Origin of the sequence: Cryobacterium sp. M15 (assembly GCF_002929675.1) — a bacterium.
Classification (GTDB): Bacteria; Actinomycetota; Actinomycetes; order Actinomycetales; family Microbacteriaceae; genus Cryobacterium; species Cryobacterium lyxosi.
On sequence record NZ_PJJW01000040.1, the window covers coordinates 96,123 to 120,901 of the forward strand.

Consider the following 24,779-nt stretch of genomic DNA (forward strand, 5'->3'; position numbering starts at 1 on the left):
GCGTTTTAGGCGCGGTCGCCGACGATTTCTTCGCGCACCCGGCGCAGGTCTTCCATGAGCGATCCGATCAGAATCCAGTGGTCAGGGTGCGGCGTCACGATCTGCAGCGGCGCGGTCAGGGCGAGCACGTCGGGCGCGGCCGGCTCCGGTACAGACTCACGGTCACCGTCGGCGCGGGCGAGTAGACCCAGGTCGTGCGCCGCCCGGGCTAGTTCCTGAGAGAAAGCCTGAACGGTGGGCTCGAACTGCAGTGATGGGTCGTAGTGGTCGTGCAGTGCTCGAGTCATGCCGATTGCGCGGGTCACGAGAGTCGGCAGTCGCTCGATCATGTCGTGGTCGGCGTCGAGGGCTACTCGCAGCTTGGCTTTGCGAGGGTTGAGCATGAGGCTCTCCTCGGCCTGCGCGATGGCCTTCTCCGCCGACGCGAGCATGGGGCGCAGCAGCCGGGCCTTGATCATCAATTCCATCAGGTCGATCGGGCTCTGTGGGGTGAGCAGCGCCCGGGCGATGCGGTCGAAGGTGTCGGCCAGCTCGCGAGCCAGCAGGCCGACGGCGTCGCGGGCGGGCGCAATCAGTACCGGGGGAACGATGAGGGCATTGATGACGAGGGCGATTCCTGCTCCGATGAACGTCTCGAAGATTCGATCGAGGGCGTAGCCGGGTGTCGTGGCGCCGAGGGCGAGTACGAGCATGGCACTGATGGGAATCTGGCTCGCCGACGACGGGGACAGGCGCAGCGCCCAGGCAACGAGCAGGCTGACCATAATCGTGCCGAGAACGACCCAGCTGGACTCGCCGAGGAAGAAACCGATCGTGGAAGCGATGACGACACCGCCGATGACGCCCGCGGTGCGTTCGATCGCTCGCCCGAGGGTCTGGTTGACGCTCGGCTGCACGACGAGCAGGGCAGCGATCGCAGCGAAGATCGGCAGGTCGCTCGGTAACAACAGCTGGGAGACGACCCAGGCCAAGGCGACGGCGACGGCCACCTTGACGACCTGCAGCAGCGGGAGTCGTTTGGAGATGCGCAGGGCCGAGGTTAGTTTCACTGGTCAAGGGTAACCCGGGCCGGGTCAGTCAAGCGGATGCCGGCGCATCCGCTTCCAGGGTCTGCCGCAGGGGCACGCCAAGAAACCGGGCGTAGTCCTGCACGGCCTGGCCCAAGCCCCGCTGCGTTTTCGCGGCCCGAGTCCGGGCGGCGATCGCAGCTTCGCGGGCCCGCTCCAGCACGGCCGGGTCGAGGCCGAGTCGCTCGTTGGTCGTTCGGGTTTTCGCGAGCAGTCGCGGTGTCGTGAGGCTCTGTATCCAGCCCAGTTCGCGGGCCGGAACGAAATGCAGCGTGCCCCGCATCGGCCACGACCGCACGATCTCGCCGGCCGAAATCAGGGCCTGCACGTCATGGAGCGTAGCGCCGGGGGAGCGCACCCCCAGGGCCCACTGCGCCGCAGGGTAGTCCTGGGCTTGCACCGCGAGCATCCGCTCGGCGACGGCGACCGCACCGGGGAGCGGAACCCCGGCCAGCCCCTGGGCCTGGAGGCGCAGGCGGACGACATCGGCGCGGGAGGCGGCAGCTGGCATGACACCAGTATGCCGACTCCCGCGCCGAGCGTAACTCACATCAACCGATGTGCTATTTTTCGCGCCGCCCGACTTTGGATCGAACCACGCGAATCACCCGGGCGCTTCCGTCCGACGTCTGGGTTCCGAAGGTATCCAACTCCACGGTGTCATCTGCCTCGGCGCCGTCGCCATCGGTGTCATCCGTGCCGCCGCCTGCCAGGGAGCCGTCGGTAGGTCCGCCGCGTCCGAAGCGACGGCGCAGTGCCTTGACCAGCGGCGGGCCGATCAGGAACAGCACGATCACGGTGTAGACCACGACGGCGACCGGTTCGCTCACAAGCGCAGCGGGGTCGCCAGCGCTGATCTGTAGCGCGCGGCGCAGCTGGCGTTCCATCTCCGGTCCGAGGATGGCGCCGACGATGATCGGCAGCACCGGAAAACCGAAACGTCGGGCCGTGTAACCCAGGGCACCGAGCAAGAGCAGGATGCCGATGTTGAAGGTCTGCATACCCGCCGCGTAGGCGCCGAGGGTTGCGAAGAACAGAATGCCCGCGTAGAGGTAGGGCCGCGGAATGCGCAGCAGCTTCGCCCAGAGCGGAGCGAGCGGCAGGTTGAGCGCGAGAAGCAGCGTGTTGCCGATGAACAGGCTCGCGATCAGGGTCCACACCAGAATGGGTTCGGTCTGGAACAGTAGCGGACCAGGGTGGATTCCGTACTGGTTGAACGCGGCGATCATCACGGCGGCGGTCGCCGTGGTGGGCAGGCCGAGGGTGAGCAGCGGCACGAGCGTTCCCGCGGCAGAAGCGTTGTTGGCTGCTTCCGGCCCGGCTACGCCCTCGATGGCGCCGTGGCCAAACTGCTCCGGATGCTTGGACAGCTTCTTTTCCGTCACATAGGACAGGAAGGTGGGGATCTCGGCCCCGCCGGCCGGGATAGCCCCGAACGGGAAGCCGATGACCGTGCCGCGCAGCCACGGCTTCCAGGAGCGTGTCCAATCGTCCTTGCGCATCCACGGCACACCCACCGGGATCGTCGCGGGGGTGCCGTGCCGCAGGTGCGCAGCAATCCAGAGCGCTTCACCGACCGCGAACAGGGCGACGGCGATGACGACGACGTCGATGCCGCCGGAGAGCAGCGGCTGGCCGAACGTCAGCCGCGGCTGCCCGGTCGTGCCGTCGAGGCCGACCAAGCCGATGGTGAGGCCGATGAACAGCGACGCGAGCCCGCGAATGCGGCTCGAACCGAGCACGGTGCTCACCGCGATGAAAGCGAAAACCATCATCGCGAAGTACGAGGGGGCCCCGAGCCCGATAGCGATCGCCACGACGAACGGGGCGACGAAGACAAGGGCACCCGTGGCCAGGGTTCCGGCCACGAAGGAGCCGATCGCCGCCGTTGCGAGCGCTTGGGCGCCGCGGCCGGCCTTGGCCATTTTGTTTCCTTCGAGCGCTGTGACGACCGAGGAAGATTCACCGGGGGTGTTGAGCAGAATCGATGTCGTCGACCCGCCGTACATGCCGCCGTAGTAGATGCCGGCGAACATGATCAGCGATCCGGTCACATCAAGCGCGTAGGTGAGTGGCAGCAGCAGGGCCACTGTCATGGCCGGTCCGATCCCGGGTAGCACCCCCACGGCGGTGCCGAGCAGCACGCCGATGAGGGCGAACAGCAGATTCTGCAGGGTCAGCGCGTTGCTGAATCCCTCCATCAGAAGGGTCAGGTTGTCCATTTAGAGAATTCCCGTCAACAGGCCGGCCGGCAGGTTGATGCCGAGGCCCAGTACAAAGCCGTAGAACGTGCCGACGGCGAGAAAAATGCCGATCGCGAGTGCCCAGATGAAGCGGCGGGAGCCGAGCAGCAGGGCGGATCCGTAGAACAGCAGCGCGCTGCCGATCACGAATCCGAGAAAGTCCATCGACAGGGCGAAGACAAGAATCAGCCCGCCGAGGCCGAAGACGGTCGGCCAGTGGGCCTTCTGGGAGAGGTCGATGTCCTCGCCGTCTTCGGCTTCGGCGTGGCCGCCCCTCAGTACAGAGATCGCCAGGGCGATCGCGCAGAGGCCCAGGCCGATCGCGATAATCGTCGGAACGACCCGTGGTCCCATCACACCGGCATTGATGGCGGTGTCACGGATGTTCGCGGTATCGACCGCGATCACGATCGCGATCACGGCGAGCAGTGCGGCGACGCCGAGCTCGGAGCGACCCTGGAGTCGAGCGCGCAGCCCGGAAGCCGCGCCTGCACTGGGGGCGGTCATGCTTAGACCAGGCCCAGGGTCTTCAGCACGTCGGCGACGCGGGTGTCCTGCTCGGTAAGGAAGGTGCTGAAGTCGTCGCCGGTGATGAAGGCATCGGTCCAGCTGTTGTCGGTCAGAACCTGCTTCCACTCTGCGCTGTCGTGCATGGCCGTGACGGCGTCGACGAGGCGAGCGATTTCCACATCCGACAGCCCTGGAGCGGCCAGGAGCCCGCGCCAGTTGGTGAAGACGAGATCGATACCCTCTTCGGTGAGGGTGGGGGCGTCGATCACCGGAACGCGCTCTTCGCTCGTGACGGCGAGCACGCGCAGGTCGCCCGACTTCACCTGTTCGAGGAACTCGCCGTAGCCGGAGGCCCCGAACTGCAGCTTGCCGCCGAGAATGGCCGGCAGCAGCTCGCCGCCGCCGTCGTAGGGCACGTAGTTGACGGCCGTGGGGTCGATGCCGACGGCATCGGCAAGCTGCATGGGCAGCAGGTGGTCGGGGCCTCCCGGGGAGGAGCCGCCGCCGACGGCGAAGGAAGCCGGGTCGGCCTTCCAAGCGGTGACGAGATCGTCAATGGTCTCGTAGGGAGAGTCGGCAGCGACGAAGATGGCGCCGGCTTCTTCGATGAGCCCGGCGATCGGGGTCGCGTCGGCAACCTTGGCATCGCCCTCGTTGGTGTACGCGGCACCGACGACGCCGAGCCCCATCATGAGCATGAAGTTGGCGTTGCCGGTCTCGGTGAGGGTACGGGCCAGGCCCACAGTCCCGCCGGCGCCGGCCAGGTTGGTGACCTCGGTGCCGGAGGCCAGCCCGAGGTCGTCCATCACCTTGACCGCTGCGCGACCGGTGACGTCGTAGCCACTGCCGGGAGCGTTGGGAATCATCACCTGTAGGTTTTGGATCGGGCCCTCGTCGGTGGTCTCGGTGGTCGTGGCGCTGGTGACTCCGCAGGCGGTGAGGGCGAGTGCGACGGCACCGGCGAGAAAGACGGTGCCCGCCGTGCGGCGCGTGCGCGTGGTGCGTGCTGTGATTGGCATGCTCAAATCCTCTTCGATTTCTGGCGAGCCTCTTTGCTGGCCGAATTCAGCCTGCCGGGTGTGCCCGGCCAGACACAACTTGTGACTCTAGTGAACGTTGTGTAGCTTGCGGTTGCGCGCGGGGTGATTCGGATAATTTCGGTTTGGCTTCACGATGAGGGAGTATCTCTTATGGCCAGAGTCGACCGGAGGAACCCGATGCGAAAACGTGAGGCGCCGTCACCACTGCCGGCGGCGGGCTCGCGCGGGTCGGGCATCCGTTCAAGCCGCCTGAGCCTGACCCGCCAACTGTTGCTCTTCCAGTTGAGCCTGATCACCCTCGTTCTCGTCGCTGTCACGGCCATCTCGATCGAGCAGACCCGCAGCGGCTTCGAAAGCGGCGCCCAGCGACGCATGCTGACGGTCGCCGAGTACACCGCTGCCAACCCGCTCGTGCGCAGCCTGCTCGACACTGCGGCGGTGCCCCAGCAATACTCCGTTCCGGTCGAAGCGCTCCGCACCACAACCGGGGTCGACCAGCTGATCGTAACGGATGCGGTGGGCCGAATCATCGCCTCGCCGGCTGATCCGCGGCTGCTCACGACCGACCTGGCCATCGATGCCGCGCCGGACGAATCTGATGCCGCCTGGGCCGGCGCTGCCCCGATCGGCGCGAACGACTACGTTGTCGCGCAGGTGCCGGTGCTGTCCAACTCCGGTGAGGTCGTGGGCTCGGTTGTGGCCGCCCGCGAGTTTCCGGCCGTAGCTGAACTGCTCAAGGCCGCAGCGCCGAACCTGCTCACGTATCTGGGCGTGGCCGGGGTGCTCGGCGTCGTGGGATCGTTGCTGCTGGCAGCCCGGGTGAGACGGCAGACCCTCGGCCTCGAGCCGGAACAGATCGGTCGGCTGGTCGAGCATCGCGACGCCATGATCCACGGCATCCGGGAAGGGGTCATCTCTGTCGACACCGACGGACTCATCACGCTCGCCAATGACAGCGCGCGCACCCTGCTTGGTTTGCCCGCTGACGCGGAAGGCCGGGCGATCGATGCGGTCGGCCTCGATGACGAGGCGGTGCGCGCGCTACGCCAACAGGAAATCGGCGACATCGACACAGTGTTCGTGAACAGAGGGGTGCTGCTGGTGCTCAACCAGACGCTCATTCACCCGCCCAGGTCGCGGCCCGAGGTTGTCACCACCCTGCGCGACCGCACCGAACTGGTCACTCTGCAGCACGATCTCGGCAGCAGCCGGCAGGCTACCGATACCTTGCGCGCCCAAACCCATGAGTTCGCGAACCGGCTGCACACCATTTCGATGCTCATACAGCTCGGCGACACCGATGCGGCGGTGGAATACGTCGACGCCGTCACGCGCGAACGCACCGACCTCGACAACTCAGTCATCACCCGCCTGCAGGAGCCGGCGGTCGCCGCACTCGTGATCGCCAAGACCTCGCTCGCCCGCGAACGCGGCGCCACGCTCGTGCTCTCGGCCGAATCGACTTTGGCCAGGGTCGACGCTGATCTGTCCACCGACCTCGTCACTGTGATCGGAAACCTGGTCGACAACGCCCTCGACGCCGTCACCGGAGCCCGGGAACGCAGTGTGCGGCTCGACGTGCAACCAGTTTCAGGTACCGGTGCCGGTGCCGTGCGGGTGACGGTGAGTGATTCCGGACCGGGCATCGATATCGCACTGATCGACCGGGTCTTCGAAACTGGCGTGACCAGCAAATCGGTGCTCGGCGATGCCGACGCCCACGGCTACGGACTGGCTATTGTGCGACTCGTTTCGACGCGTCGCGGGGGATCGGTCGGCTACCGGGCCGAGAACGGTGCCGTGTTCGAGGCTGTGCTCCCGATTGATGCGGCCCGGTCACCTCAGGAGAAGGAGCTGACCCGTGTGTGACGTGCTCATCGTCGACGACGATTTCATGGTGGCGCGCGCGCATGAACGCATTGTGGCGCAGCAGGTCGGTTTCACCGTGGTCGGCGTCGCTGCGTCCGGGTCGGACGCGCTCGCCCAGATTGTCGACAAGGCCCCGCACCTCGTCCTCCTCGACATGTTCCTGCCCGATATGACCGGCCTCGACGTGATCCGTCGCGCGCGAGAGGCGGGGTGGGCTGTGGACTTTCTCGTGCTCAGTGCCGCCCGCGAGGCTGAAATGGTCACCGCGGCGCTGCAGGGTGGCATTGTGAGCTACCTGCTCAAACCATTCAAGATCATCGAACTGCAGTCGCGGCTGGCGGGATACGTCGAAAGACGACGACTGCTCGACCGCGCGGGAGACCTCAACCAGAGCGAGCTCGACCGGATGATCGCACCCGCGTTCGCTGTGCCACCCGCGGGAGCAATCTCCGCGCTACCGAAAGGACTGAGCAAGGAGACGACTGCGCTGACCACTGCGGCCCTGGCTAACAGCAAACCAGACCTGGCCGCGTCGGAGTGCGCCGAACTGCTCGGCTTGTCTCGGGTGGTGGCACGCAAATACCTGGAATACCTCGTAGCGACGGGGCAGGCGGCCGTCAGCCTGCGCTACGGCCAGACCGGCCGTCCGCAGCGGCGCTACGCCTGGGTGGTCGGCTAACTTTCCAGCTGGTTAGCCCAAGTCGTCGTCGGTGCGAGCGCCGAACACGATCTCGTCCCAGCTCGGCATGGATGCCCGGCCGCGTTTAGGTGTCGTACGAGTGTGGTTCGTGCGTTCCTGGGCGCGGGCAGCCTGGTTGGCCCAGGCATTGCCGGTCGGCTCAGGAGTGGTGGATGGCGCCGCAGTGGCCTCATCGGTGACCGTGGCGGCGGTCGGAGTCGCGGGCCGGGGCCGGGATGGTTCGGTGGAAACCGGCACCGAAGCGGATGCCACCGGCTTGGCTGCAGACGCATCCCCGCTCGACGCCGCTTCGCGTTCACCGCGTCGTCGACGCAAAGATTCTAGGAGGTCGGCGGTTTCGCTCATGTTCGAGGCCGGTTCTGCGGCACGCTTGATCGCCGCTTTCGACACCGCATCGTCCCGGCTCAGCGAGCGCGAGTACGGGACGGCTTCGAGGTTGGGGCTGGTGTCGTTCAGAATCTCGTCGGCGAGGGATTCCTTGAAGTTGAAGGCGTTACTGTCGAAACGCGATACGTCGGCCGCGCTCGTCTCGGAGCCGACGGCACGCAGGCGCGGAATCAACGAGCCCTTGAGCTCCCCCTGCTGGGACAGCGCGATGGCTTCGCTACCAACCGGAGACAAAGCATTCTTCTTCGGTTCGAAAGCCCACCGAGCGTCATGGTCGATCTCGTCGGCGGTGAACGATAATTTGACGATCCAGCCGCCACCGGGTTCTTTCCAGCTCGCCCAGCGCTCACCGGTGGCCCCGAGGGAGGCGAGCCGTTCGCGAATGACACTGCCGAAGTTGACGTTCTCGTCGATCGGATCCGGGTCGATGGCGGTGTGCACCGGAACGCTCAACGCCGACGAGACGATGTACTCCCGCTCGGCGACGACCGGGCCCTCGAAGCGGCGTACGTAGTCGAGTGATGCCCCCGTGACCGCAGCGACGTCCTCGGCGGACATTCCAGAGCGAATGTGCGCCTGAACTTCCCGCGGGGAGAGCTTGGGAGCGTTGACGCGCTCCGTCTGGGTTTGGCGAAGCCGGGACTGAAGAACTTCGTCGATGGCGATGCGATATCGGTCGCCATCTTCGGACGCTGCGAGCAGCGCACCGTTCTCAACTCCAATAACCTTCAATTCCTGCATGAAGACAAGCCCTCTCGCGATTACCGTTGGCTGCAAGACTGCCACGAGTTGGTGCCTTTTCGCGGGAATACGCCGGGCGTGCCGCAAGTTGTTTCTTCGTGTCCGAATAAAAAGGTTGGCGGACGGTTTGCTATTCCGTCTGGATTGTTGGAAACTGTGGCCGCCGATTTCGTTTTTCGGCGTAACTGAAATGGATGGGCATGGCAACCGATTACGACGCACCCCGAAAGACTGAAGACGACTCTGAGTCGATCGAGGCTCTTAAGGAACGTGTGCCAGACAAGATGTCCGGCAGCGTTGATGTCGACGACTCCGACAACCCTGGGGGGTTTGACCTTCCGGGCGCTGACCTGTCCGACCTGGACCTCGATGTCGTCGTTCTGCCCGCGCAGGCCGACGAGTTCACCTGCGTGAATTGTTTCCTTGTGAAGCACCGCTCGCAGATGGGCCACGAGACCAAGCTCGGCACCGTCTGCTTGGAGTGCGACTCTTAAACCTTCGCTTTATTCCACGTTGGCCGTTCGCGATTCATTGATCGCGGCGGCCAATTGTGTTGGGTGGCGGCTGGAGATGATCCAGTACGGTGCTGGGTCGGTCGCATCGACGATGGGCACGCGCACAACCGGGTCGATCCATCCGCGAATGAGCAGCCAGGCTCGGGCGTCCAATCGGGTTCCGCGCTCCTGGGTCGCTTCGGTCTTCTCATATGCCGTTGCTTCGCCGAGCAGCCCGGTGGAGATCGTGGCGGGGCCGGCGGTCAGTACGCCGTTCTGAACGCGTACGACCGGCGCGGCCAGCACGAGCAGCAGCACGCATCCGCCGTACAAAACGGCGGCCGTGACGATACCCGCAAACAGGGAAATCGGCACGAGCACGAGAATGCTCGCCGGTATCACCAGGGCGGTGACAAGGAAGGCCCATACGTTGGGCCACAGTTTTTCGCGGTATTCAGGCATGGCTCTATTCGATCAGATATCTGCACTACCCTCGACACGTGGCAGAAAGCGTCGAAGTACTGATCCAGGCATCCATCCTCCCAATCTACGCACACCCCGGTGATGCCGGGGCTGACCTGCATGCTGCCGAGGCTGTCGTGCTCGGCCCGGGAACCCGTGCACTTGTCGGTACCGGCGTGTCGATCGCCCTTCCCGATGGCTTTGCGGCTTTCGTCGTTCCTCGCAGCGGCCTTGCGGTCAAACATGGCATCACGATCGTGAACTCGCCCGGAACAGTGGATGCCGGCTACCGCGGTGAAATCAAGGTGGCGTTGCTGAACACCGATCCGAATGAGTCGTTCACGATCGCGATCGGCGATCGCATCGCCCAAATCATCGTGATGCCTGTCGTTCGTGCCACATTCATTGCCGTCGACAAACTGCCCGGCAGTCAGCGTGGCGAGAGCGGTTTTGGCTCGACCGGAGTTTTGCCCCGCGCGGCAACCAGCACTTCCAACAGCGCGCCAGTATCGGGCCCTACGGTCCCGCAGTCAGGAGACAACCGGTGAGTGACCTCACGAACTCTGGGGAGATCCCCGAATCGATGCCGAAGTCGGCACCCGAAGACCGCGAAACCGAGGGCCCGCTCGACGAATCAGAGGCCAACCCGGTGCGTCCGTACGTGGACCTCGGTGGGATCAAAATCCTTCCACGGGAGGGTCTGCACCTGCGCCTCGAAATCGAAGAGGGCAGTAAGCGAGTGGTAGCCATCGGCCTTGACTTCGCCGGGTCGACTTTGCAGGTACAGCCGTTCGCCGCGCCGCGCTCGAGCGGCCTATGGCATGAAATTCGAGAGCAGATCGCCGACCAGATCGGCAAGCAGGGTGGAACCACGACTCCGCGAGAAGGCCCCTTCGGCCCCGAACTCGTCGCCGAGATCCCCGTCGCGGCCGGACAGCAAGCCGGCGGTGTCACCCGCCTCGCGCGCTTCATCGGTGTCGACGGTCCGCGCTGGTTCCTGCGGGGCGTCATCGCGGGCGAGGGCGCAATCGACCCCGATGCTGCCACGCAGATCGAAGACCTGTTCCGCAGCATCGTCGTCGTGCGCGGGTCCACACCGATGCCGCCGCGCGATCTGATTCCGCTGCGCATGCCGGCCACCCCCGCCGGCGCGTCCGAAACCACCGCAGTCTAAACAGGCGATGAGCGACACCCCCAAAGAGCGGCCCGAGCAGCCCGGTCAGCCCGAGCCGTCTGGTGAACCGCGTGGCGAGCCGAAAGACGCATTGACTCCGACAACCTCCGGACTGTTTGCTGAGTCGATGGCCGGCGCAGCGCGGCGCGCCGGGTTTGGCGCGGCAACCGAGGGAAAGCCGATCAGTGGCCAGGCGCTGCTGGTGGCCATGGGCGGCATTCGCGGCCTGATTGAAGCTGTCCTGCCGGGCCTGGTCTTCCTGATCACCTACTCGCTCACTATCGATCCCTCCACTGATGTGACGAGCGACCCGATCGGAACTCTGCTGCCCTCGCTCGTGGCGCCGCTCGTGATCGGCGTGATCTTCGTCGCCCTGCGGGCGATCACCAGGCAGACCACGACGCCCGCACTCGGTGGCCTGGTCGGAACGGCGATCAGCGTCGCGCTGGCACTGTTCTCAGGCAAACCGTCCGACTTCTTTCTGGTCGGCCTGTGGACCAACGCCGGTTACGGTGCTGCCCTGCTGGTCTCCGTACTCGTGCGCTGGCCGCTCATCGGCGTGGCCGTCGGTTTTCTCATGGGCGACGGTGTCGCTTGGCGCCTCGACGCGTCGAAGCGCCGGGTGCTGACCATCCTCACCCTGTGTTGGACCGGTCTCTTTCTGGCTCGTCTGGCCGTGCAGCTGCCGCTCTACCTGGCTGACAACGTCGAATTGCTCGCCACGATGAAACTCCTCATGGGCATCCCGCTGTATGCGCCGCTCCTGATCGTTTCGTGGCTCATGGTGCGCTCGGTCTATCGCAAAGCGGATGCCGCTGATGCGGTGTGAATGACGACTCGGACACCCGCTCTCCCTGCTAGAGTTATCTCGACGTCAAGATAGTTGTTCGGCGAGGAGTCGCCGGGCAACTCGATGGAAAAAGGCAGCTCCCGGCATCCGCTGGTTAGGCTTGCCTTGCTGGCACGAGGCTGTGCCTGCCAGAAGAATTGAGGATTGCCGCCGGTCTCCCGTCGGCTCCCACAACGGAGAGGGCATTGTGTCGGAATCAACAAATACCGCGGTAAACAGCTTCGGAGCCAAAGACACCCTGCGCGTCGGATCGACGGAATATGAAGTCTTTCGTCTGGACGCGGTCGACGGCTACGAGAAGCTCCCATACAGCCTGAAGGTACTGCTCGAGAACCTCCTCCGCACCGAGGATGGCGCCAACATCACCGCCGAGCACATTCGCGCTCTCGGCGCGTGGGTACCAACCGCTGAGCCCGACACCGAGATCCAGTACACGCCGGCTCGCGTCGTGATGCAGGACTTCACCGGTGTTCCCTGCATCGTCGACCTCGCTACCATGCGCGAAGCCCTCGTCGAACTCGGCGGCGACGCCAAAAAGATCAACCCGCTCGCCCCGACCGAAATGGTCATTGACCACTCCGTCGTGGCCGACCTGTTCGGCACGACCGACTCGTTCGAACGCAACGTGGAAATCGAGTACGAACGTAACGGTGAGCGCTACCAGTTCCTCCGCTGGGGCCAGACCGCGTTTGACGACTTCAAGGTCGTTCCGCCGGGAACCGGCATCGTGCACCAGGTCAACATCGAATATCTCGCGCGCGTCACCATGACGCGAGAGGTCAACGGCGTTCTGCAGGCCTATCCCGACACGTGTGTCGGCACCGACTCGCACACGACCATGGTCAACGGCCTCGGCGTGCTCGGCTGGGGCGTCGGCGGAATCGAAGCCGAAGCAGCCATGCTCGGCCAGTCGGTCTCCATGCTCATTCCGAAGGTTGTCGGCTTCAAGCTCTCCGGAATCATCCCGGCCGGCGTCACCGCAACGGATGTCGTGCTCACCATCACCCAGATGCTGCGGGGGCACGGCGTCGTCGGCAAGTTCGTCGAGTTCTACGGATCGGGCGTGGCCTCTGTCCCGCTCGCCAACCGCGCCACCATCGGCAACATGAGCCCCGAGTTCGGCTCGACGGCCGCCATGTTCCCGATCGACGACGTCACGCTCGGCTACCTGCGCCTCACCGGCCGCAGCGAGGAGCAGGTCGCGCTGGTCGAGGCCTACTCCAAGCTGCAAGGACTCTGGCACAACCCCGACCAGGAGCCGGTCTTCAGCGAGTACCTCGAGCTCGACCTCTCCACGGTCGTTCCCTCGATCGCCGGACCGAAGCGTCCGCAGGACCGCATCGTCCTCTCCGAGGCCAAGACCCAGTTCGAGCGCGACCTGGACAACTACGCCAATGCGCCCGTATCCCTCGTGGACGCGGCAATAGAGGGCACTTTTCCGGCCTCAGACCCGATCGGCCTTACTCCGCAAGACGAAGAGACCGCGCACAACCACGCGTTCGAGAGCGGCCTGGCCCGCCACACCAGCCACCCGACGCAGTCGCACCCGCAGCCGACCGACGTCACCTTGGCCGACGGCCGTGAGTTCACGATCGACAACGGTTCCGTTGCGATCGCGGCCATCACTTCCTGTACCAACACGTCGAACCCGAGCGTTATGCTCGCGGCCGGCCTGCTGGCCCGCAACGCGAGCCTCAAGGGCCTCAAGAGCAAGCCGTGGGTCAAGACCACGCTCGCTCCCGGCTCCAAGGTCGTCACCGAGTACTACGCGAAGGCCGGCTTGAACGGTTACCTCGAAGATCTCGGCTTCTATCTTGTTGGCTATGGCTGCACCACCTGCATCGGTAACTCCGGCCCGCTCGAAGATGAAATCTCCACCGCAGTGCAGGAGAACGACCTCGCCGTTACCGCGGTGCTTTCGGGTAACCGCAACTTCGAGGGACGCATCAACCCCGACGTGAAGATGAACTACCTGGCCAGCCCGCCGCTCGTCATTGCCTACGCCCTGGCTGGAACGATGAACTTCAACTTCGACACCGACTCGCTCGGCACTGACCAAGAGGGCAACAACGTGTTCCTCAAGGACATCTGGCCTGATGCCGACGAGGTGCAGAAGACCATCGACGAGTCGATCGACTCGAACATGTTCGAGACCCAGTATGCCGGGGTCTTTGACGGCGACGAGCGCTGGCAGTCGCTCGAAACTCCCGTCGGCGACACCTTCGCCTGGGACGCTGAGTCCACCTACGTGCGGAAGCCTCCGTACTTCGATGGAATGACCCTGGAAACCAGCCCGGTCGTCGACATCTCCGGTGCTCGCGTACTCGCCAAGCTCGGCGACTCCGTCACCACCGACCACATCAGCCCGGCCGGTTCCATCAAGGCAGACGGCCCAGCCGGCCGCTACCTGGCCGAGCACGGCATCGAACGTGGCGACTACAACTCCTACGGCTCGCGCCGGGGTAACCACGAGGTCATGATTCGTGGAACGTTCGCGAACATTCGCCTGCGCAACCAGCTCCTCGACAACGTCGAGGGTGGCTTCACGCGCGACTTCACCGTCGCCGGAGGACCGAAGGCCGACATCTACGATGCCAGCCAGAACTACCAGGCCGCCAAAACTCCGCTCGTCATCTTCGGTGGCAAGGAGTACGGCTCGGGTTCCAGCCGCGACTGGGCAGCCAAGGGCACGAGCCTTCTCGGCGTCAAGGCCGTCATCGTGGAGAGCTTCGAGCGCATTCACCGCTCGAACCTCATCGGTATGGGTGTTGTGCCGCTGCAGTTCCCGGCGGGTCAGAGCGCCGATTCGCTCGGCCTCGATGGTACCGAGATCGTTTCGGTTTCGGGTATCACCGAGCTGAACAACGGCACGACCCCGAAGACCGTGCACGTGACCTGCGCTCCGAGTGAATTCTCGGCAGCAGGCAAGGCTCCGGTCGAGTTCGACGCCATCGTGCGCATCGATACGCCGGGCGAGGCCGAGTATTACCGTAACGGCGGCATCCTGCAGTACGTGCTGCGCTCGCTCGTCTAAGCCAGTAAGCGGGCTGGAAGCGCCTCGCTCTACCAACACGACACCGGCGCGTAGACTCGATTCATTCGGGTCTGGGCGCCGGTTTGTGTCAGTGCCGGTTCAACCAATTCAACAGATTCGTGAACAAACGACGTGAAAGGTGTGACGGATGATCCTTCTGGAGACAATTCATGGTCCCCGGGACCTCGATGGTCTCTCGAAAGAGCAGCTGCCCCAGCTGGCCAGCGAGATCCGTTCCTTTCTCGTGCGGGAGGTTTCCAAGACCGGTGGGCATCTGGGTCCCAACCTCGGCGTCGTTGAGCTGACCATTGCCATCCACCGGGTTTTTCATTCGCCGATCGACCCCATCGTCTTCGACACCGGTCACCAGTCCTACGTGCACAAGCTGCTCACCGGGCGCCAGGACTTCAGCAAGCTGCGCCGGCTCGAGGGGCTTGCCGGCTACCCACAGCGGTCCGAGTCCGAACACGACATCGTCGAGAGTTCACACGCGTCGAGCTCGCTGTCCTGGGCCGACGGCATCTCTCGCGCCTTTGAAATCACTGGCCAGACTGACCGACACGTCGTCGCCGTCGTCGGCGACGGGGCACTGACCGGGGGAATGACCTGGGAAGCGCTCAATAACATCAGCGACGACAATACCCGCAAGCTCATCATCGTGGTCAACGACAACGGGCGATCCTACGCACCGACCATCGGCGGCATGGCGCGTTTCCTCAACACCATCCGCACGCGGGCCAGCTACCGGGATGCCTACCTCACCAGCAAAGACGTGTTCGATCGCCTGGGCGCTCCCGGACGCGCAGTCTGGCGCGGCGTGCGCGGTGGCATGCACGGTTTCCTCGCCCGGGTCACCAACAATGAAGCCCTGTACTCCAACCTCGACATCAAATACATCGGTCCCATCGACGGGCACGACGTACACGCGATGGAAGAGGCCCTCACCCAGGCCAAGGGTTACGGCGCACCGGTCATCGTGCACGCCATCACGCAAAAAGGTAAGGGCTACGACCCGGCCGTCAAGGACATCGCCGACCAGTTCCACGCGGTCGGGCAGATCGACCCGGAAACCGGCGAATCCGTCGAAGAATCCGGTGCAGAATCCTGGACCTCGGTCTTCGCCGACGAACTATTGCAGTTAGCGATCGGCAACGAGCGCATCGTGGGCATCACCGCCGCCATGCTGCGTCCGATCGGCCTGCACAAGATGGCCGAGCGTTTCCCTTCCCGCGTGCACGACGTGGGAATCGCCGAACAACACGCGGTGACCAGCGCGGCCGGCCTGGCCTACGGTGGTCTGCACCCCGTCGTCGCGCTCTATGCAACGTTCATCAACCGCGCCTTCGACCAGGTACTGATGGACGTTGCCCTGCATAAAGCCGGGGTCACCTTCGTTCTCGACCGCGCCGGGGTAACCGGGCCGGACGGCCCCAGCCACCACGGCATGTGGGACCTCGCTATTTTGCAAGTCGTTCCCAATATTCGCCTGGCGGCGCCGCGCGATTCTGTTCGGCTGCGCGAAGAACTGGCTGAGGCCGTTGTCGTCGACGACGGACCGACGGTCCTGCGCTATCCCAAGGGCACCGTCGGGGTCGAGTTCGATGCCATTCGCCGCCTCCACGACGGTGTTGACGTGCTCCAGGAATCCACCCAGCTCGACGTCCTCATTGTGACAGTCGGCCCCATGGCGGCGATGGGGCTCGACATAGCTGACCGCCTCGCCGCCCAGGGCATCGGTGCAACCGTCGTCGACCCACGCTGGGTCGTCCCCGTGCCGCGGAGCATCATCGGCCTCGCGGCCGCGCACCGTATCGTCGTCACGATCGAAGACGGCATTCGCGTGGGTGGGATCGGCACGCGGATCCGTCAGGACCTCCGGGAGGCGGGCGTCGACACGGCGGTGACCGAACTCGGTTTGCCCGATCAGTTCCTCGATCACGGTACCCGTGCCCAGATTCTCGAGCGGGTCGGGTTGACCCCGCAGGTGATTGCCCGCGACGTGGTCGCGATGGTGCTCGGCAGCAAGATTCCCAACGCGCGGCCGCTGCCTGCCGATTACACCGACACCGGTGCCATCCAGGTAACCCGCCGCGACTAGCCCCCTCCGCCGTCTCGCACTGTCCCCTCCGGTCCTGTCTTAAATACGGACGGGGCCCGGGCCCCGTCCGCGGGCCCAGTTTATAAACTGGGCCCGCGTTCACAAGGTGGGCCCGTTACCAGGCCGCCCGGAGGCCCGGTTAGCTGCGGGTGACCGCGGGCACGGATGCAGCGATACCGCGGATCGGCGGCGTGTGGAACGTACCGCCGAACACTCGCTCACTCGCGCCGACGCGATCGAGGTACGGGGTGATGCCGCCCATCTGGAACGGCCAGCCGGCTCCGAGGATCATGCACAGGTCGATGTCCTCGGCCGCGTGCACGACGTCTGTGTCCAGCATTCGCTTGATCTCGTCGACCAGGCCGTCTTCAACCCGCTGCAGAATCTTCTCGGCCGTCATCGGTGTGGCGCCGCCGGCGACGATCTTCAGTGCGCCCTTGTCGAAGCCCGTGCGACGTCCCTTGCCGTCGCGCTCGAGAATCTTGCCGTGCTCGGCGAGCCTGTGCAGGTTGTCACTCTCGAAGAAGCGTTCGGGGAACGCCGCGTGGTGCGTGTCGAGCACGTGAGCGCCCACGGTGAGACCGACGAGCTCGAGCAACTCGAACGGGGTCATCGGCAGTCCGAACGGCGCTACGGCGGCTTCCACGACCTCGAACGGCGTGCCGGTATCCACGGCGTGCATGGCTTCGCCGAGCAGCTTGGCGAGCACTCGGTTGACCACGAAGCCGGGAGTGTCCCTGGTGATCACGGCGTTTTTTCGCAGCTTACCGGCGATGACCATCGCGGTGGCGAGCGTCACTTCGTTGGTCTGCGGCGTGTTCACCACCTCGATGAGTGGCATCACGGCAACCGGATTGAAGAAGTGGAACCCGACCAGGCGCTCCGGGTGCGCGAGCTTCGCGCCGATCTGTTCGACCGAGAGCGACGAGGTATTGGTGGCCAGAATCGCGTCGGGCGAGATGACCTTTTCGATCTCGGCGAATACCGACTGCTTGACACCCAGTTCTTCGAAGACAGCCTCGATCACCCAGTCGGCGTCGGAGAACGACGATTTGTCGGTCGTGCCGGTGACGAGTGCGCGCAGGCGATTTGCCTCGTCGGGGGAGATGCGGTTCTTGGCCTGGAGCGCGGCGATTTCGTCGTGGATGTACGCCACACCCTTATCGACGCGGGCCTGGTCCAAGTCGGTGATGACGACGGGCACCTTGAGGCGCCGCACGAACAGCAGCGCGAACTGGCTCGCCATAAGGCCAGCGCCGATCACGCCGACCTTGGTGATCGGTCGGGCCAGTTTCTTGTCCGGCGCTCCGGCCGGCCGCTTGGCGCGCTTCTGAACGAGATTGAAGGCGTAGATGCTCGCCTGCAGCTGATCGCCGGCGATGAGGCCGGCCAGTGCGTCATCCTCGCGCTGAAAACCTTCGGCGCGACTGCCGCTCTTGGCCGCCTGCAGCAGGTCGAGCGCCACATACGGTGACTGGGCGACCTCGCCGATGCGGTTGACGAGCATCTTGCGGGCGATGCCGACGGCCACGTCCCACTTGACGAGGCGCTCGATCTTGCCGGGCGCATTGGGCCGCGACACCTTCTCGCTGCCCGCGATGACGCCGTCGGCCCAATTGATGGAGTCTTCGAGGAACCGCGCCGACGTGAACATGACGTCCGCGATACCGAGCGCGAGGGCATCCGTTCCACTTAGGGTGCGGTTGTTCTTGAGGGGGTTCTCGATGACGACCTTCAAGGCATTTTCGATGCCGATCAGGTTGGGCAGCAGATACGAGCCGCCCCAGCCGGGGATCAGACCGAGAAAAACCTCGGGAAGCGCGATTGCGGGTACGGACGCGTCCACGGTGCGGTATGCGGCATTCAGCCCGATTTCGAGCCCACCGCCGAGCGCGAGCCCGTTGATGAACACGAACGACGGTACGCCGAGCGTGTCGAGCTTGCCGAGGGCGTGGTGGCCAAGCTGGCTGAGTAGCTTGCCGGCCGCGAGCGAGGGAATTTCGGCGACCTTGCTGAGGTCGGCGCCGGCGGCGAGAATGAACGGCTTGCCCGTGACGGCGACACCGTGAATCTCGCCGCGCCCAGCACGAGCGGTGAGTTCGTCCATGGTGGCGGCGAACTCCAGCAGGGTGACCGGGCCGAGCGTATTCGGCCGGGTGTGGTCGCGCCCATTGTCAAGGGTGACCAGCGCGAGCGTACGGCCAGCGGCCAGCGGCACATCGCGCACAAAGGAGTGCGTGACGACCTCGTCACCGGAGATCGCGACGAGCGAACTGAAGTCGAGGGAATTGTAATCAGTGGTCGTCATCGTTTGGCTGCCTTCTTGTTGAAGTGCGGGTTTTCCCAAATCACGGAGCCGCCCTGGCCGAGGCCGACGCACATTGCGGTCAGGCCATAGCGCACCTCGGGGTGCGATTTGAACTGGTGCGCGAGCTGGTTCATCAGTCGAACGCCGGAGGAGGCGAGCGGATGCCCCAGCGCGATCGCCCCGCCGTATTCGTTCACGCGGGGATCTTCGTCGTCGATGCCGAAGTGGTCGAGAAAGGAGATGACCTGTACGGCAAAGGCTTCGTTGAGTTCGAACAAACCGATGTCGTTGATCGACAGGCCGGCCTTGCGCAGTGCTTTCTCGGTGGAGGGCACCGGCCCCAGGCCCATGACCTCCGGTTCCACTCCGGCGAAGGCGAAGCTCATCATGGTCATCTTCACGCCGAGCCCGAGTTCCCTGGCCGTGGCGCCGCTCGCCATCAGGCAAGCGGATGCGCCGTCGTTCAGCCCGGACGCGTTGCCCGCCGTGACGCGGCCATGCGACCGGAACGGCGTGCGGAGGGTTGCGAGGCCCTCGAGTGTGGTGTCCGGGCGCGGTGCTTCGTCGCGGGTTGCGAGGCCCCAGCCGGATTCGCTGCGCGTGGCAACGGGAATCAGGTCGGGCTGAATGTTCCCGGCCTCGTAGGCGGCGGCGACCTTCTGCTGGCTGCGCAGCGCGAACCGATCGGAGCGTTCCTTGGTGTACTCGGGGAACCGGTCGTGAATGCGTTCGGCAGTTGCGCCCATGTTCAGCGCGTCTTCGCTGACCAGCCGCTCGGAAAGGAATCGCGGGTTCGGGTCTGCCCCGAACCCCATCGGGTGGCGGCCCATGTGCTCGACACCGCCGGCGATGGCGAGGTCATAAGCGCCGAAACCGATGGAGGACCCCATCATGGTGACGGCGGTCATCGCCCCGGCGCACATGCGGTCAATCGCGAAACCAGGGACCGATTTCGGAAGACCGGCCAGTAGAGAGGCGGTACGCCCGAGGGTCAAACCCTGGTCGCCGGTCTGGGTCGTGGCTGCGATAGCGACATCATCGATGCGGTCGGGCGGTACACCGGGGTTTCGTTCCATCAGCCCGATAATCGCCTTGACGACGAGGTCGTCCGCTCGGGTGTTCCAGTACATACCCTTGTCGCCGGCGCGTCCGAACGGGGTTCGAACTCCATCCACAAAAACGACTTCTGCTCTTTCGGCCACAATGCCTCCCGTACGTCAAACAGATCCGAAGCGGCCTGTTAGCTCTGAACCGATCCTAGGGTGACTCAAATGGGCCTCTCGAATCGTTTGCAGGTTTCTACGACTTCAGATCCGAGATGGGATCGGCTGTTTGTGGAATCTCTACAAAAGCATCCGCTATTAATTGTGCGGTCACGTCAATTTGCCAGCGCCGGGCTCCTAAAACACTGAGGGCCTGCCCGACGGATGCCGTGTCAGCCGGTTCTGGCGGCGACCACGACACCCGACGCAGGTAGTCCGGAGTGAGCAGATTCTCGAGGGGAATCTCGAGTTCATCCGTGACAGTCTGCAGCGCAGCGCGCGCCGCCCGATAGCGCACATCGGCCTCCGGATTGCGGTCGGCCCAGGCCCGCGGCGGCGGCAGGGTATCGCTGATCGCCTTGAGCGCTGGCAGGTCGGTCGCCGTGCGACCGCGCTCAATGGCGGCCCACCAGCGTTCGAGTTCCGTGCGACTGGCACGACCGCTGAACTCGCGCAAATCGGCCAGGGCCTGTCTCGTTGCCGGCAGCACGCGTGCGGCGGCGAGCAAGGAAGCGTCGGGAACGAGGCGCCCGGGGGAGACATCGACGTCACGGGCGAATTCATCACGGGCAAGCCACAACTCGCGGGCAACGGCCAGATTGCGCTGCCCGTGCAGGGAGTGGATGCCCGCCAGTCGCCGCCAGGGATCAATGCGCGCAGCCTTGGCCTCTTTGGCCAGGGTCGCGGCGAACTCCTGGTCGGCAATGTCGGTCTTATCGGACTCGACGAGCAGGTCGACCATGCGGTCGCGGAGGTCCGGCAGTAGCTCGACGTCGAGAGCGGCATACACCAGCCACGATTCGGGCAGTGGCCGGGTCGACCAGTTCGCGGCAGAATGCTCTTTGGCGAGGTGGATTCCGAGCAGCTCTTCCACCACGGTGCCGAGCCCGACCCGCGGGATGCCGAGCAGCCGGGCGGCGAGCTCGGTATCGAAGATGTGGGCCGGGTCGAGTCCGACCTCGCGCAGGCAGGCGAGATCCTGGCTCGCGGCATGCAAAACCCACTCGGCGTCGGCGAGCGCATCGTTCAACTCGCTGAAGTTGCCGATCGGCGGCGGGTCGAACAGAAAGGTGCCAGCGCCGCGTCGGTAAATTTGAATCAGGTACGCGCGTTGCGAGTAGGTGAAACCGGATGCCCGTTCTGCGTCGACACCAACCGGCCCGTTCCCGGCGGCCAGAGCGGCCGTCGCGGCGAGGTAGGCCTCGCGAGTGTCAATGACATGGTGGTGCGATTCAGCCACGGGCTGCTCGGCGTGCTGATAACATGCTGACTCCTTCCCCAGCGGGAGGGAGTCCGGCGAGCATGCATAGCAGCTCGCCCCACCCCTCGACGTGGGCGGTGAGATTGTGATTCAGGGGCGTCCACGACGCACGCAGCTCAATCTGCGCACCATCTCCCTGTTTGGCGAGTGCGCCAAAGCCTGATGAAATTATTTTAGTCGCCGTTCCGGAGGCCGCGGTGTACTTGGCCTTGCGCGAGTCGAGGGCATCGACGAGCCACGTCCAGGTGACCTCGGCCAAGAACGGGTCGAGCCCGATCTCGACCTCGAGCGGAGCGTGCGCGAAACAGACCACGCGGAAGGCGCCATTCCAGCTTTCTGGTTCCTCCGGGTCGTACAGAAGGATGAATCGGCCGGTTCCCAGTTCGGAGTCGCTGCCGTGCCGCACCGGTCTGATATTGGCAGCCAAGGCGATCGAATACGGGGCGAGTTGTGCGGGAGCGGCAATTTCGGTGACGACCAGTTCGGCTCGGCTCGTGGCACGACGAATCGCTGTCAACGCCGCAGCAAACTCCGCGGGGAGCGATTGATCCGTTTCGGGCACGTCTGCAGACTAGAGTTTTTTCTGGGTGTTGTCCGTGAGGCACGCCGATCAGTCGGAGGTGCACGTGCACGACCCACAGCCCCCAAACAGGCGTCATGATCACGTTCTGCGCGCGATTCTCGGCGGCACCGGCATCGTCATCGCCGGCTCTGCCGTGGCCATCGTCGGTGCCGTCGGTGTACTTGCGGGGGTCATGGCGAAGACCATTGTGACACCGCCCGTACCCCGCACCGATGACACCCGGGTTGTTGCAGTCGACCTGCCAAGCGGCACGATCACACTGCAACGCCATCGCGATTCCGTCCTTGCGGGTGACTACAGCTTCTTCTTCAGCTCGGGCACCGGGCATGCGCGCATCGGTGAGATTACCGCGCGCTCGGCCGCGACCGTCACCCGGCGCATCCTCACGGTGGACTACGGCGACCTCGCCGCTGCCCGCCGAGGGCGGTTCAGCGGTTGGCTGTACACCAGCCCCACCGACCTTGGTTTCGCCTGGGCTGAGGTCATCATTCGCACTCCCGTGGGGCCGGCGCCCGCCTGGCTCGTTCCAGCGGATGCCGCCATCCGCTCGACAGGGTGGGTGATCCAGGTGCACGGCCGGGCCGTGCGCCGCGAGGAGGCTTTACGGGCCGTGCCGGTGTTTCACGCGGCCGGCTACACCTCGTTGCTCGTCTCCTACCGAAACGACGGCGACGCTCCCGCCAGCACTGATCGCCGTTACGGCCTCGGCGACACCGAATGGCCCGACGTGGACGCCGCCATCGACTACGCCGCCGCGCACGGTGCGACGAGCATCGTGCTGATGGGTTGGTCGATGGGCGGTGCCGTGGTGTTGCAGACGCTGACCCGCGGTCGACGCGCGGACCTGATCGTCGGTGTCGTGCTGGAATCGCCGGTCATCGACTGGCGAGACGTTGTTGACGCGCAGGCCACTGATCGTAAGTTGCCGAGGCTGGTCGCCCGCGGCGCCGTCGTTGTGCTGGGAGCGCGCTGGGCCCGGCGCCTGACCGGACAAGACGCTCCCATTGATTTTGCCAGGCTCGACTTTGTGGAACGCGCCGGCGACGTGCACCGTCCCGTTCTCCTGTTGCACAGCGATGACGATGGTTTCGTGCCCCCGACCGGGTCGCGTCGACTCGCCGACCGACGGCCCGACATGGTGACCTTCGTTGCTTTTACCGAAGCCAGACACACGAAGCTATGGAACTACGACCCCGATCGGTGGAACGAAGAGATCGCAGCCTGGCTGGCGCAGTTGCCAACGCCTCAAGCAGCGAGTCGCTCTCGCAGCTGACGTTTGGCCCGGCCAAGCATGGCGCTCATGCCTCGCAGGCGCAGCGGAGAGACGGCTTCGCTCAAGCCGATGGACTGGGGATAGTCATCGGGAACGGCGAGCACCTGCTGGGCGCTCAGGCCGTCGAGCCCCTGGGCGAGGATTGACGCAAACCCCCGCGTGGTCGGCGACTCGCGCGGAGCAGTGGCGTGCAGGTGGAAGGCACCGTCGGCATCCAGGTCGACGAAAATAAAAACCGGCGATTGGCATTCGACGACGCGCTCGAGCAGGTCGGGGTGGTCCTGAAAATTTTTCGGAAGTTCCGGCAGGTCATTGGCGAACTCGAGCAGCAAGAGCAGACGGTCCTTCTGCTCGAGTGCCAGAAAGTCCTCCCGAATCTCCGCCAGCAGGTCTGCGCTCATGGGCGCGGTGCCGGCGCGGTACCCGGCGCCGTACCGACCGCGATCGGCACGGCGACGGCGTTGCCCCACTCGGTCCAGGAACCGTCGTAGTTGCGCACATTCTCGAAGCCGAGCAGGTAGGTCAGCACAAACCAGGTGTGACTCGACCGCTCACCGATGCGGCAATAGGCGATCACGTCGTCGCCGTCGGACAGGCCTGCTTTCCCGCGGTAGATGTCGTCCAGCTCGGTGCGGGTGCGAAAAGTGGAGTCGGCGTCCGCGGCGAGGGCCCACGGAACAGACGCTGCCGTAGGAATGTGGCCGCCGCGCAGGGCTCCCTCCTCAGGGTAGGCGGGCATCGTCGTGCGTACGCCGCTGTACTCCTCGTCGGAGCGCACATCAATGAGCGGGTTACCAAAATGGGCGAGCACGTCGTTCTTGAAGGCACGAATCGGGGCGTCGTTGCGCGAGACCACCGGGTATTCCGTGGGGGTGACGGAGGTCGCATCCGTTGTCATCTCGCGCGCCTCGGCGAGCCATTTCGTGCGTCCACCGTCGAGCAGGCGAACGTCGTCGTGGCCGAACAGGGTGAACACCCAGAGGGCGTAGGCGGCCCACCAGTTGCTCTTGTCGCCATAGATGACCACAGTGCTGTCGCGGGTGATGCCCTTGCTGCTCATGAGGGCGGCGAATGCGGCGCCCTCGATGTAGTCGCGGTTGACCTTGTCGTTGAGGTCTGTATGCCAATCGATCTTCACTGAGCCGGGGATGTGTCCCACTTCGTACAGCAAGACGTCTTCGTCGGATTCGACCACGACCAGTCCGGCGTCATCGCGGTGTTCGGCCAGCCAGTCGGTGGAAACCAGCTTGGAAGGGTGGGCATAGGTGGCAAACTTCTCGGTTGGATCGAACGGGGCAGACATGTAACCTCCAGTGGGCAGCGGATGCATACGGATTTGGGTTGACCGCGGATTAGGCTTATCTGGTCCACCCCATAAATCTACGCGGTGCCGGCACACAGCGCATTTGCACACACTGCGCAT

General features: G+C 64.9%; 22 protein-coding genes. 9 read left to right on the forward strand and 13 right to left on the reverse strand.

All coding sequences use genetic code 11. From position 1 onward, the window contains the following. Positions 1 to 5: 5 nt before the first annotated feature. From CXY83_RS13645 to CXY83_RS13665, 5 genes are read right to left on the reverse strand one after another with little or no spacing between them, the layout of a single operon-like run. Positions 6 to 1,049, reverse strand: coding sequence for an aromatic acid exporter family protein (locus tag CXY83_RS13645; protein WP_104197877.1), 1,044 nt, complete (start codon positions 1,047 to 1,049; stop codon positions 6 to 8). A gap of 28 nt (positions 1,050 to 1,077) precedes the next feature. Beyond that, positions 1,078 to 1,578, reverse strand: a complete 501-nt coding sequence (locus CXY83_RS13650; protein ID WP_104197878.1) for a DNA glycosylase AlkZ-like family protein — start codon at positions 1,576 to 1,578, stop codon at positions 1,078 to 1,080. A gap of 52 nt (positions 1,579 to 1,630) precedes the next feature. Next, on the reverse strand, positions 1,631 to 3,289 hold the full coding sequence (locus tag CXY83_RS13655; protein ID WP_104197879.1) for a tripartite tricarboxylate transporter permease: 1,659 nt from the start codon (positions 3,287 to 3,289) through the stop codon (positions 1,631 to 1,633). Then, entirely contained in the window at positions 3,290 to 3,817 is a 528-nt protein-coding gene (locus CXY83_RS13660) for a tripartite tricarboxylate transporter TctB family protein (RefSeq protein ID WP_104197880.1), read from the reverse strand. A gap of 2 nt (positions 3,818 to 3,819) precedes the next feature. Then, positions 3,820 to 4,839, reverse strand: coding sequence for a tripartite tricarboxylate transporter substrate binding protein (locus CXY83_RS13665; protein WP_104197881.1), 1,020 nt, complete (start codon positions 4,837 to 4,839; stop codon positions 3,820 to 3,822). Positions 4,840 to 5,037: 198 nt separating this feature from the next. Between CXY83_RS13665 and CXY83_RS13670 the strand changes: the two genes are divergently transcribed. Further along, entirely contained in the window at positions 5,038 to 6,729 is a 1,692-nt protein-coding gene (locus CXY83_RS13670) for an ATP-binding protein (RefSeq protein WP_233200954.1), read from the forward strand. Beyond that, positions 6,722 to 7,408 carry a response regulator gene (locus CXY83_RS13675; protein ID WP_104197882.1) on the forward strand — a complete coding sequence of 229 codons (687 nt, stop codon included), beginning with the start codon at positions 6,722 to 6,724 and terminating at the stop codon, positions 7,406 to 7,408. The genes CXY83_RS13670 and CXY83_RS13675 overlap by 8 nt, the downstream gene beginning before the upstream one ends. 12 nt (positions 7,409 to 7,420) lie before the next feature. On the opposite strand, the gene sepH is transcribed toward CXY83_RS13675, so the two are convergent. Continuing rightward, positions 7,421 to 8,557 (reverse strand): septation protein SepH, encoded by a 1,137-nt coding sequence (sepH, locus tag CXY83_RS13680; RefSeq protein ID WP_104197883.1) that lies wholly within the window; start codon positions 8,555 to 8,557, stop codon positions 7,421 to 7,423. A 200-nt stretch (positions 8,558 to 8,757) separates the two neighbouring features. Between sepH and CXY83_RS13685 the strand changes: the two genes are divergently transcribed. Further along, on the forward strand, positions 8,758 to 9,051 hold the full coding sequence (locus CXY83_RS13685; RefSeq protein WP_092112645.1) for a DUF4193 domain-containing protein: 294 nt from the start codon (positions 8,758 to 8,760) through the stop codon (positions 9,049 to 9,051). A gap of 9 nt (positions 9,052 to 9,060) precedes the next feature. On the opposite strand, the gene CXY83_RS13690 is transcribed toward CXY83_RS13685, so the two are convergent. Further along, positions 9,061 to 9,513 (reverse strand): DUF3093 domain-containing protein, encoded by a 453-nt coding sequence (locus CXY83_RS13690; protein WP_104197884.1) that lies wholly within the window; start codon positions 9,511 to 9,513, stop codon positions 9,061 to 9,063. A gap of 38 nt (positions 9,514 to 9,551) precedes the next feature. On the opposite strand from CXY83_RS13690, the gene dut reads away from it, so the two are divergent. The 5 genes from dut to dxs all read left to right on the forward strand — a co-directional run bounded on the left by dut (position 9,552) and on the right by dxs (position 16,669). Beyond that, entirely contained in the window at positions 9,552 to 10,061 is a 510-nt protein-coding gene (dut, locus tag CXY83_RS13695; RefSeq protein ID WP_104197885.1) for a dUTP diphosphatase, read from the forward strand. A gap of 35 nt (positions 10,062 to 10,096) precedes the next feature. After that, positions 10,097 to 10,687, forward strand: coding sequence for a DUF3710 domain-containing protein (locus tag CXY83_RS13700; protein ID WP_104129212.1), 591 nt, complete (start codon positions 10,097 to 10,099; stop codon positions 10,685 to 10,687). A gap of 7 nt (positions 10,688 to 10,694) precedes the next feature. Beyond that, positions 10,695 to 11,516, forward strand: coding sequence for a DUF3159 domain-containing protein (locus CXY83_RS13705; protein ID WP_104197886.1), 822 nt, complete (start codon positions 10,695 to 10,697; stop codon positions 11,514 to 11,516). A 208-nt stretch (positions 11,517 to 11,724) separates the two neighbouring features. Continuing rightward, entirely contained in the window at positions 11,725 to 14,571 is a 2,847-nt protein-coding gene (locus CXY83_RS13710; protein ID WP_104197887.1) for an aconitate hydratase, read from the forward strand. Positions 14,572 to 14,719: 148 nt separating this feature from the next. Then, positions 14,720 to 16,669 carry a 1-deoxy-D-xylulose-5-phosphate synthase gene (dxs, locus tag CXY83_RS13715; protein WP_104197888.1) on the forward strand — a complete coding sequence of 650 codons (1,950 nt, stop codon included), beginning with the start codon at positions 14,720 to 14,722 and terminating at the stop codon, positions 16,667 to 16,669. A gap of 139 nt (positions 16,670 to 16,808) precedes the next feature. Here dxs and CXY83_RS13720 read toward each other — a convergent pair whose 3' ends face one another. The 4 genes from CXY83_RS13720 to CXY83_RS13735 form a co-directional block, all read right to left on the reverse strand. After that, a complete protein-coding gene (locus CXY83_RS13720; RefSeq protein ID WP_104197889.1) occupies positions 16,809 to 18,977 on the reverse strand; it encodes a 3-hydroxyacyl-CoA dehydrogenase NAD-binding domain-containing protein in 2,169 nt (722 codons plus the stop codon). Next, positions 18,974 to 20,179 carry a thiolase family protein gene (locus CXY83_RS13725; RefSeq protein ID WP_104197890.1) on the reverse strand — a complete coding sequence of 402 codons (1,206 nt, stop codon included), beginning with the start codon at positions 20,177 to 20,179 and terminating at the stop codon, positions 18,974 to 18,976. The genes CXY83_RS13720 and CXY83_RS13725 overlap by 4 nt, the downstream gene beginning before the upstream one ends. Positions 20,180 to 20,276: 97 nt before the next feature. Then, positions 20,277 to 21,479 (reverse strand): HRDC domain-containing protein, encoded by a 1,203-nt coding sequence (locus tag CXY83_RS13730; protein ID WP_174722199.1) that lies wholly within the window; start codon positions 21,477 to 21,479, stop codon positions 20,277 to 20,279. Further along, a complete protein-coding gene (locus tag CXY83_RS13735; RefSeq protein WP_104197892.1) occupies positions 21,472 to 22,062 on the reverse strand; it encodes a DUF3000 domain-containing protein in 591 nt (196 codons plus the stop codon). The genes CXY83_RS13730 and CXY83_RS13735 overlap by 8 nt, the downstream gene beginning before the upstream one ends. Positions 22,063 to 22,096: 34 nt before the next feature. Here CXY83_RS13735 and CXY83_RS13740 point away from each other — a divergent pair, with 34 nt between their 5' ends. After that, positions 22,097 to 23,356 (forward strand): S9 family peptidase, encoded by a 1,260-nt coding sequence (locus CXY83_RS13740; protein ID WP_146069940.1) that lies wholly within the window; start codon positions 22,097 to 22,099, stop codon positions 23,354 to 23,356. On the opposite strand, the gene CXY83_RS13745 is transcribed toward CXY83_RS13740, so the two are convergent. Continuing rightward, a complete protein-coding gene (locus tag CXY83_RS13745; RefSeq protein ID WP_104198102.1) occupies positions 23,329 to 23,757 on the reverse strand; it encodes a SufE family protein in 429 nt (142 codons plus the stop codon). The genes CXY83_RS13740 and CXY83_RS13745 overlap by 28 nt on opposite strands. Continuing rightward, on the reverse strand, positions 23,754 to 24,659 hold the full coding sequence (locus CXY83_RS13750) for a sulfurtransferase (RefSeq protein ID WP_104197894.1): 906 nt from the start codon (positions 24,657 to 24,659) through the stop codon (positions 23,754 to 23,756). Before CXY83_RS13750 ends, CXY83_RS13745 begins: the two co-directional genes overlap by 4 nt. Positions 24,660 to 24,779 lie beyond the last annotated feature (120 nt).